Source organism: Cellulomonas sp. B6, assembly GCF_001462455.1.
Taxonomy (GTDB): Bacteria; Actinomycetota; Actinomycetes; order Actinomycetales; family Cellulomonadaceae; genus Cellulomonas.
This window is the reverse complement of record NZ_LNTD01000079.1, coordinates 1-8,816: the sequence shown is the minus strand read 5'-3', so window position 1 is coordinate 8,816 and position 8,816 is coordinate 1. Positions and strand designations below refer to the sequence as shown.

The window sequence follows — 8,816 nt, the reverse complement described above, 5'->3', positions numbered from 1 at the left end:
GCTCAGGCCTCCGCGGTGCGGGCGGGGGCGGGCCGGCTCGCGGCGGGCGTTGCGTCGCCGGCGGCGTCCGGGACGTCGTCGGCGGCGACGTCGAGCAGGTCGCGGTGGTGCGTCGCGGCGTCGACGAGCACGGCGCGGGCCGCGGCGAGCATGTCGGCGACCGCGGGCAGCGCGAGCGCGTAGTGCACGGCGTTGCCGCTGCGGCGCGCGGTGACGACGCCCGCGCGGCGCAGCACCGCGAGGTGCTGGGACAGGTGCGAGGCCTCGAGGCCGAGCTCGGCGAGCAGCTCGCTGACCTGGCGGTCGCGCTCGACCAGGAGCTCGAGCGTGCGGACGCGCACGGGGTGGGCGAGGGCCTTGAACAGGTCGGCCTTGACCTCCGCGAGGGGGCGGTCGACGCCGAGGGCGTGCAGCGGCACGGGGTGCTCCGGGATGACGGGTTGATGGATCCGTCAAACCGTACCCCTGTTGCCGAGCGCTGGTCCGGGACCTCGCGCGGGTTCACCCGGCCTTCCCGGGACGCGGTCCGCGGTCGGATTGACACCTCCACGGTGTCGGCGTCTACTGGCATCATCGAACACGTGTTCGATCCGCGGGTCGGGCGCCCGTCGTCGTCAGGGGGCCGGCGGCGCTCGTCCGACCCCGCGGGCGAGCCGGTCGGTGGTGGTGCGGGACGAGGGGTGGGAGCAGCGTGACGGGGACGAGCACCCTCGAGCGGGTGGCACGCGCGCGTGCCGCGCTCGCGGCCGCCGAGCGGCGGACGGGTGCGCGCAGCGTGCTCACCGGTGAGCTCGCGGTCGGCGAGACCGTCGCGACGCCGCCCCCCGCGGCGCGCTCGGCCGCACGCTCGGCCACGCGCTCGACCGACCGCGCGGCCGCGCAGAGCGCTCCCGTGTCCGTGCCGGCGGGGAAGTCGCCCCCCGACCTGCCCGCGCACGTCGCGGCGCCGACCGCGCGCGTCGTCGCGTCGCCCGTCGCCACGCAGCGCCGGGGCGACGTGCACGACGTGCTGCGCGAGCGGGCCGAGCACCTGGCCGGCGTCCGCCCGGTGCCCGACGGCGCGCCCGCGGCCACCCCGTCGGCCGCCGCGCCCGCCGCGTCTGTCGCGCCCGCCGAGGACGCGCCGACGCGCCGCACGTCGCTGCTCACGAGCGAGCGCCCGCCGCTGCCCGTGCCGCCGCCCCTCGCGGACCTGCTGCCCGACGGCCTGCGCCGCGGCGCGACCACCACCGTGCTCGGCTCGACGTCGCTCGCGCTCGGCGTGCTCGCGCACGCGTGCGCGTCGGGTGCGTGGGCGGTCGCCGTGGGGCACCCGCGCCTCGGGCTGCTCGCCGCCGCGCAGGCCGGTGTCGACCTCGCGCGGTTCGCGCTCGTGCCGGACCCCGGGCCCGACGCCGCGACCGTGCTCGCGGCGCTCGTCGACGGCATCGACGTCGTGCTCGTCGGCCCCGACGCGCCCCTCGCCGACGCCGACCGGCGCCGCCTGTCCGCCCGTGCGCGCGAGCGCGGCGCCGCCCTCGTGACGACCGTCGCGTGGCCCGGTGCGCACGTCGTGCTCGAGGCCGGCGCGGCCCGGTGGTCGGGCGTCGGCGCGGGCGACGGGCGGCTGCGCACGTGCGCGCTCACGGTCCGCCGCACCGGCCGCGGCAGCGCGGCCGTCCCCACGTCCGCCGACGTCGTGCTGCCGTTCGCCCCGCCCGGCGAGCACGTGCCCGCCGGACCCGTGCGCCGCCGCCCGCGGGCGGCCGGCGGTCTGCGGCTGGTCGGATGAGCACGCGCACGACGGTCGTCTGGGTGCCCGACTGGCCCGTGGTCGCGGCGATGACGGCCGACGAGGTCCCCGTCGACGTGCCGTCCGCGGTGCACGACGGTCGCAGGGTCACCGCCGTGTCCGCGCTCGCGCGCGCGGACGGCGTGCGCCGCGGCATGCGCCGCCGCCAGGCGCAGGGCGTGTGCCCCGAGCTCGTGCTGCTGCCCGCCGACGACGCGCGCGACGCGCGGCTGTTCGAGCCCGTCGCGGCCGCGACCGAGACCGTCGTCGCGGGCGTCGAGGTCGCGCGGCCCGGTCTGCTGCTGCTGCCCGCGGGCGGGGCGTCGCGGTACCACGGGTCGGAGGAGGCGCTCGCCGAGCGGATCGTCGACGCGGTCGCGCGCGCCACCGGGCACGAGTGCGGCGTCGGGACGGCCGACGGGCTGCTCGCGGCCGTGCTCGCGGCGCGCAGCGGGGCCGTCGTCGAGCCCGGCGCGTCGGCCGTGTTCCTCGCGGCGCACGGCGTCACCGAGCTCGTGCACGCCACGACCGGGCCCGAGCAGGCCGTCGAGGTCGCCGCGCTCGTCGACCTGCTGCACCGCCTCGGGCTGCGCACGCTCGGTGCGTTCGCGGCGCTGCCCGCCCCTGACGTGCACGCACGCTTCGGCCGCCGCGGCACGTGGGCGCACACCCTGGCGCGCGGGCTCGACGAGCGGCCGCCCGCACGGCGCCGCCCCGAGGCCGACCTCGAGGTGAGCGCCGACCTCGACCCGCCCGTCGACCGTGTCGACACCGCGGCGTTCGCGGGGCGCCGGCTCGCCGAGGAGCTGCACGCCGACCTCGTCGCGCGGTCCGTCACGTGCGGGCGCCTGCAGGTCGCGGCGCGCACCGACGACGGCACCGAGCTGGTCCGCACGTGGCGCACCGACCTGGGCGGGTGGGGCGCGCTCGCGGCCGCGCGCATCACCGACCGGATCCGCTGGCAGCTCGACGGGTGGCTCACGGCCTCGGCCGTCGCGACCGCGCGCGACCGGCGCCGCGAGGTCCGCGAGCAGGAGCGCGCGGCCGGCCGCACCCCGGGGCGTGGCGGCGCGGACGAGCGCGACGTCCCCGCCGACGTCGACCACCTCGACGACGTCGCGCCCGTCGCGCTCGTGCGGCTCACCCTCACCGCGCTCGACGTCGCCCCCGCCGGTGCCGAGGCCACGCAGCTGTGGGGCGGGCCGTCGGGCGGCGACCTGCGCGCGCACCGCGCGCTCGAACGCGCGCAGAGCATCGTCGGCGGGGCCGGCGTGCTCACCGCGACCCTGCAGGGCGGACGCGACGTGCGCGACCAGGTGCACGTGCGGCCGTGGGGCGAGCAGAGCGACCCGCCGCGGCCCGTCGACCGGCCGTGGCCCGGGCGGCTGCCCGACCCCGCGCCCGCGACCGTGCTGGTCGACCCCGTGCGCGTCGACGTCCGCGACGTGCGCGGCGAGCCAGTGCGTATCGACGCCCGCGGCCTGCTCAGCGCGCCGCTCGGGACCGTGCGGGTCCTCGCGCCCGGCCCCGACGAGCCCGCCGTGGGCCGTCGTGCGCCCGGTGCTGCGCGTGACGGCCAGGGCGCGCGCGGGGGCCGGGGCGCACGCGAGGGTCGGGGAGCGGGCGCACGTGCCTCCGGCGGTGCGCGGGTGGTCACGGGCTGGGCCGGGCCGTGGCTCCTGACCGACCGTTGGTGGGCCCACCCCGGCACGCCGCCGCGCGTGCGCGCGCACCTGCAGGTCGCGTTCGACGACGGGGGAGCCGTGCTGCTCACGCACGCCGACGGCGCCTGGACGTGCGAGGCCGGGTATGACTGAACGACCCGTGCCCGGCCGCGCCGCGTGGCCCCCGCGGTACGCCGAGCTGCACGCGCACTCGGCGTTCAGCTTCCTCGACGGTGCGAGCCAGCCCGAGGAGATGGCGGCCGAGGCCGCGCGCCTCGGCCTGTCCGCGCTCGCGCTCACCGACCACGACGGGCTGTACGGCGTCGTGCGGTTCGCGCAGGCCGCGCGGTCCGTGGGGCTGCCCACGGTGTTCGGCGCCGAACTGCACCTGCCCGCACCCGACCCGCGCCGCCACCCGCGCGAGAAACGCCCGACCCCCGGCCCGCCCGTGCTCGACGCCCCCACGGGCGTGCCCGACCCGCGCGCGTCGCACCTGCTCGTGCTCGCGCGCGGCCCCGACGGGTACCGCGCGCTGTCCCGCGCGATCGCCGAGGGGCACCTGCGCACCGGGCGCAAGGGCGCCGCCGAGTACCGGCTCGAGGAGCTCGCCGAGGCCGCCGCCGGGCAGTGGCTCGTGCTCACGGGCTGCCGCAAGGGTGCCGTGCGGCGCGCGCTCGCGGGCGGCGACCCGTCGGGCGTGCTCGGCGTCGCACCGGGCGGGATCGACGCCGCGCGCGTCGAGCTCGACCGGCTGGTCGCGCTGTTCGGGCGCGACAACGTGGCCGTCGAGACGACGATGCACGGCGACGCGTACGACACCGACCGCGCCGACGCGCTCGCCGAGCTGGCCGCGACCGCGGGTCTGCCGCTGGTCGCGACGGGCAACGCGCACGTCGCGACCGAGCGCGACGCGGACCTCGCGCAGGCGCTCGCGGCCGTGCGCGCGCGCTCGTCGCTCGACGACCTCGACGGCTGGCTGCCCGGCGGACCCACCGGGTACCTGCGCTCGGCCGTCGAGATGCTGCACCTGCACCGGCGGCACCCGAGCGCGGTGGCGGCCGCGGCGGACCTCGCGGCGGAGTGCGCGTTCGACCTGTCGCTCGTCGCGCCGCGCCTGCCGCCGTACCCGGTGCCGCCCGGGCACACCGAGGCGTCGTGGCTGCGCGAGCTCGTGCGCCGCGGCGCGCGCGAGCTGTACGGCCCGCCGGACGCCGAGCGCGTGCCCGGTGCGTACGCGCAGCTCGAGCACGAGCTGCGCGTCATCGAGGACCTCGGGTTCCCCGGGTACTTCCTCGTCGTGTACGACCTGGTCGACTTCTGCCGGCGGAACGGGATCCTCGCGCAGGGGCGCGGCTCGGCCGCGAACTCGGCGGTCTGCTACGTGCTGCGCGTCACGGCGGTCGACGCGGTCGCGCACGGGCTGCTGTTCGAGCGGTTCCTCGCGCCCGAGCGCGACGGGCCGCCCGACATCGACGTCGACATCGAGTCCGCGCGCCGTGAGGAGGTCATCCAGCACGTCTACGCGACGCACGGCCGCGCGCACGCCGCGCAGGTCGCCAACGTCATCTCCTACCGTCCGCGCTCGGCGGTGCGGGACGCCGCGCGCGCCCTCGGGTACGACGTGGGGCAGCAGGACGCGTGGAGCGGGTCGATCGAGCGGTGGGGGAGCCTGCGCGGGCAGGAGAAGCCGAGCCCGTGGTGGCACCTGACGCGCTCGGGGCCGGTCGGCCCGTCGCACGAGGTCCCGGGCCGCCCGACGGCCGACAACCACGACGTCGTGCCCACGCACCTGCCGCCGTCGGCCGCGGAATCCGAGGACATCCCGGAGCACGTCATCGACCTGGCCGAGCGGTTCCTGCGGCTGCCGCGGCACCTGGGCATCCACTCGGGCGGCATGGTGATGTGCGACCGGCCGGTCATCGAGGTGTGCCCCGTGGAGTGGGCGCGCATGGAGGGCCGCACGGTCCTGCAGTGGGACAAGGAGGACTGCGCCGACGCGGGGCTCGTGAAGTTCGACCTGCTGGGGCTCGGCATGCTCACGGCGCTGCGGCTCGCGTTCACCGAGGTGCGCAAGCACGAGGGCGTGACGCTCGACCTGCACGGCCTGCCGCACGAGGACCCGGCGGTGTACGCGCTGCTGTCGGCGGCCGACACGGTCGGCGTGTTCCAGGTGGAGTCCCGCGCGCAGATGGGCACGCTGCCGCGCCTGCGGCCCGAGAAGTTCTACGACATCGTCGTGGAGGTCGCGCTCATCCGGCCCGGGCCCATCCAGGGCGGGTCGGTGCACCCGTTCATCAACCGCGCCAAGGGCCGCGAGAAGGTCACGTACCTGCACCCGCTGCTGGAGAAGTCGCTCGGCAAGACCCTGGGCGTGCCGCTGTTCCAGGAGCAGCTCATGCAGATGGCCATCGACGTCGCCGACTTCACGCCCGCCGAGGCCGACCAGCTGCGCCGCGCGATGGGCTCGAAGCGGTCGATGGAACGCATGGAGGCGATGCGCGATCGCCTCATGGCGGGCATGGCGCGCAACGGCATCGTCGCGGACGTGCGCGAGCAGATCTTCGACAAGCTCAAGGCGTTCGCGGACTTCGGGTTCCCCGAGTCGCACGCGTACTCGTTCGCGTTCCTCGTGTACGCGAGCTCGTGGCTCAAGGTGCATCACCCCGCCGCGTTCTACGCCGGTCTGCTCGCGGCGCAGCCCATGGGGTTCTACTCGCCGCAGTCCCTCGCCGCCGATGCACGCCGCCACGGCGTCGAGGTGCTGCGCCCCGACGTGCAGGCGTCCGACGTGCTCGCGGTCGTCGAGCGCGTCGGGCCCACGCCGCCGGGTGGTGAGCCGCCGCTCGTCCCGATGCCCAGCGGCACGGGGCCGGTGCGTGAGCCGGGCGTCCGCACGGGCGCCGCGGGCGGGGCGGCGCGGTCGCTCGCGGTGCGGCAGGGGCTCACGCAGATCCGCACGATCGGCGAACCGGTCGCGCGGGCGCTGGTCGACGAGCGCACCGCGCGCGGCCCGTTCGTCGACCTGCACGACCTGGTGCAGCGCGTGCAGCTCACGACCGCGCAGCTCGAGGCGCTCGCGACGGCCGGTGCGCTCGAGGGCATGGGCGTCGACCGGCGCTCGGGCCTGTGGGCGGCGGGTGCGCTCGCGCAGGAGGGCCCCGACACGCTGCCCGGCGTCGCGGTGGGCGTCAAGGCTCCGACCCTGCCGGGGCTGTCGGACGTTGAGGTCGCGACGGCCGACGTGTGGGCCACGGGCGTGTCGGTCGACTCGTACCCCACGCAGTTCGTCCGCGACGGGCTCGACGAGGCGGGCGTGCTGCGCGTCGAGCAGGTGTTCCGCACCGAGGAGGGGCGGCGCATCGCCGTCGCGGGGGTCGTCACGCACCGGCAGCGCCCCGGCACCGCGCAGGGCGTGACGTTCCTGTCGCTGGAGGACGAGACGGGCCTGCTCAACGTCGTGTGCTCCGCGGGCCTGTGGCAACGGTTCCGCCGCACCGCACGCACCGCCAAGGCGATGGTCGTGCGCGGGCGGCTCGAGAAGGCCGACGGCGCGACGAACCTCGTCGCCGAGCACCTCAGCCCGTTGTCGTTGAAGGTGCGGAGCCGGTCGCGGGACTTCCAGTGACGGCGCCGTCGCCTGGGGTCGGCGGGCGCAGTGGCGGTGCGCTGCGAGACCGGGCGCGTGACCAGCGCGGACGACCGGCGCGACGACGACGACGCTCGACCGCCGTGCCCGCTGTTCGGCACCTGGCTGGCGGGCGCCACCGACGGCTGGTGAATGGCTCGCATCTCTTCGGCACCACCGGAGTCGGGTTGGCGGCACGGGTGGGTCTGCACTCCGAGAGGATCGTGCCGGCTCGACAAGTCAGGCGGTCGCCAATGCGGCGCCGCGCCGCGGGTCAGATCCCGTCTGTCATGTTCCCGGGACAAGATGGCCGCATGGGAGACGACCTCGCACAGATCCTGGTGGCAGCGCTAGGTATCGTCGGCACACTTGCCGCCTCACTGCTGGCGCAAGTGCTCTCCCAGAAGGCAGAGCGCGAGAGGCGTAAAGCGGAGGATGAGACTCGCTGGCTCCCGAATCGCTTTGAAGTCGCCACCGAGCTTCTGAGCAAGTCAGGCGCCGTCCACCGGAAGCTATACAGCGCCGCTGCGTTTCTCAATGCACCGAGCGGCCCCATCGAGGATCGGCCACTTTGGCTGGCTGGTCATATGAACCTCCTGGCAGCGCCGGAGGCCGGAGTGTCCGGCATCATCACGGCGGAGGATCGCGAGATCCTTCTCGAAATGCAGCAAGAGATCGTCGAAGAACTTGACGCAATGGAAGACCTAGTTAGTCGTATCACGCTCCTCTCGACGGAAGGGGAGGCGACTGCGGCCCGCGGGATGCATGAGGCGCTTTGGAACGCGGAGGGGTACCTAGAGATGTACGCTCCAGGCAACCTCGCCTATCCAGCAATTCACTCCGCAGAGAAGGCCATCGCGGAGTTCACGGCGGCTACGCGGCGAGGGCTACGTGTGTCGACACCCACCGACGGCACCGTCCAGGAACCCTCGTAGTCAGCGAGGCAGGGCGACACCAGCCGGATGCATCGACAACTAGTTGCCTTCGACGAGGCTGTCGCCCCTGAAGTTCACCAGGGCCTGGTGAGCGACGCCAGCCTGTCGCGGATGCTTGCCACGTCGTCCACCCGCCCGGCGGCGACGTCCATGATCAGGTCGTACGCCTCGTCGTTCGTCGCCGTCAGGCGGGTGCCGTTGACTCCGAGGAACACGATCGTGCCGGCCAGTGCCAACCGCTCGTTCCCGTCGAGGAGAGTGTGGTTGCGCGTGAGCGAGTGCAGGAGCACCGCGGCCTTGCTGAGCAGGTCCGGGTGCGCGTCCGACCCTCCGACCTGCGTGCGGGGTCGGGCGGCGGCGGGCTCCACCAGGCCGACGTCCCGGACGACGAGGTCCCGGACGACGCCTCGCGCGACGGCGAGCAGCTCGTCAGCGGTGAGGTAGATCAGCGACCGAGGTGCTCGAGAGCCTCGGCGTAGCGGGGGAGCTCGCTGTCCATGACGGCATTGATGAGGTCGTCGCGCGGCGTGCGCTCGATGTAGTCGCGGACCGCCTGACGGGCGACGTCCTGCATCGAACAGTGCTCGATCTCGGCCCGACGTCGCAGGGCCTCGGTCTCTGCCGGGTCGAGCCGGAGAGTCATCGCCATCGCAGCACGGTATCTCTCGTCATGTCTGCCCGCGTCCCGCGCAGATGTGCTCACTCCGCCGCGTGCGTGCGACGAAGTGATGTCAGAGGGCTGGTGTCGATGCGCGATCACGTCGCGGCCGGAGCGGCGGATCGACCGGAGCCGACCCCGCCCACCGGTGCCCAGCGCGCCC

At 75.7% G+C, this 8,816-nt stretch carries 7 protein-coding genes; 4 read left to right on the top strand and 3 right to left on the bottom strand.

The features are described 5' to 3' along the window. Nucleotides 1-2: 2 nt before the first annotated feature. Nucleotides 3-419, bottom strand: a complete 417-nt coding sequence (locus ATM99_RS07185) for a metalloregulator ArsR/SmtB family transcription factor (RefSeq protein ID WP_062102236.1) — start codon at nucleotides 417-419, stop codon at nucleotides 3-5. A gap of 299 nt (nucleotides 420-718) precedes the next feature. On the opposite strand from ATM99_RS07185, the gene ATM99_RS18890 reads away from it, so the two are divergent. The 4 genes from ATM99_RS18890 to ATM99_RS07165 all read left to right on the top strand — a co-directional run bounded on the left by ATM99_RS18890 (nucleotide 719) and on the right by ATM99_RS07165 (nucleotide 7,995). Further along, nucleotides 719-1,771 carry a hypothetical protein gene (locus tag ATM99_RS18890; RefSeq protein ID WP_150118186.1) on the top strand — a complete coding sequence of 351 codons (1,053 nt, stop codon included), beginning with the start codon at nucleotides 719-721 and terminating at the stop codon, nucleotides 1,769-1,771. Continuing rightward, a complete protein-coding gene (locus tag ATM99_RS07175; RefSeq protein WP_062102235.1) occupies nucleotides 1,768-3,588 on the top strand; it encodes a DNA polymerase Y family protein in 1,821 nt (606 codons plus the stop codon). Before ATM99_RS18890 ends, ATM99_RS07175 begins: the two co-directional genes overlap by 4 nt. Further along, entirely contained in the window at nucleotides 3,581-7,060 is a 3,480-nt protein-coding gene (gene dnaE, locus ATM99_RS07170) for a DNA polymerase III subunit alpha (protein WP_062102234.1), read from the top strand. The genes ATM99_RS07175 and dnaE overlap by 8 nt, the downstream gene beginning before the upstream one ends. 314 nt (nucleotides 7,061-7,374) lie before the next feature. After that, nucleotides 7,375-7,995 (top strand): hypothetical protein, encoded by a 621-nt coding sequence (locus ATM99_RS07165; protein ID WP_150118185.1) that lies wholly within the window; start codon nucleotides 7,375-7,377, stop codon nucleotides 7,993-7,995. 74 nt (nucleotides 7,996-8,069) lie between these two features. Here the strand turns inward: ATM99_RS07165 and ATM99_RS07160 are convergent, their stop codons facing one another. Both ATM99_RS07160 and ATM99_RS07155 read right to left on the bottom strand, forming a co-directional pair. After that, nucleotides 8,070-8,441 carry a type II toxin-antitoxin system death-on-curing family toxin gene (locus ATM99_RS07160; RefSeq protein WP_369798020.1) on the bottom strand — a complete coding sequence of 124 codons (372 nt, stop codon included), beginning with the start codon at nucleotides 8,439-8,441 and terminating at the stop codon, nucleotides 8,070-8,072. After that, nucleotides 8,441-8,644, bottom strand: a complete 204-nt coding sequence (locus ATM99_RS07155) for a hypothetical protein (RefSeq protein ID WP_190278795.1) — start codon at nucleotides 8,642-8,644, stop codon at nucleotides 8,441-8,443. The genes ATM99_RS07160 and ATM99_RS07155 overlap by 1 nt, the downstream gene beginning before the upstream one ends. Nucleotides 8,645-8,816 lie beyond the last annotated feature (172 nt).

Bases quoted from the DNA above. Each gene is read 5' to 3' on its own strand.
- ATM99_RS07175 (WP_062102235.1), top strand. From the start codon at position 1,768: ATGAGCACGCGCACGACGGTCGTCTGGGTGCCCGACTGGCCCGTGGTC.
- dnaE (WP_062102234.1), top strand. From the start codon at position 3,581: ATGACTGAACGACCCGTGCCCGGCCGCGCCGCGTGGCCCCCGCGGTAC.
- ATM99_RS07165 (WP_150118185.1), top strand. From the start codon at position 7,375: ATGGGAGACGACCTCGCACAGATCCTGGTGGCAGCGCTAGGTATCGTC.
- ATM99_RS07155 (WP_190278795.1), bottom strand. From the start codon at position 8,644: ATGGCGATGACTCTCCGGCTCGACCCGGCAGAGACCGAGGCCCTGCGA.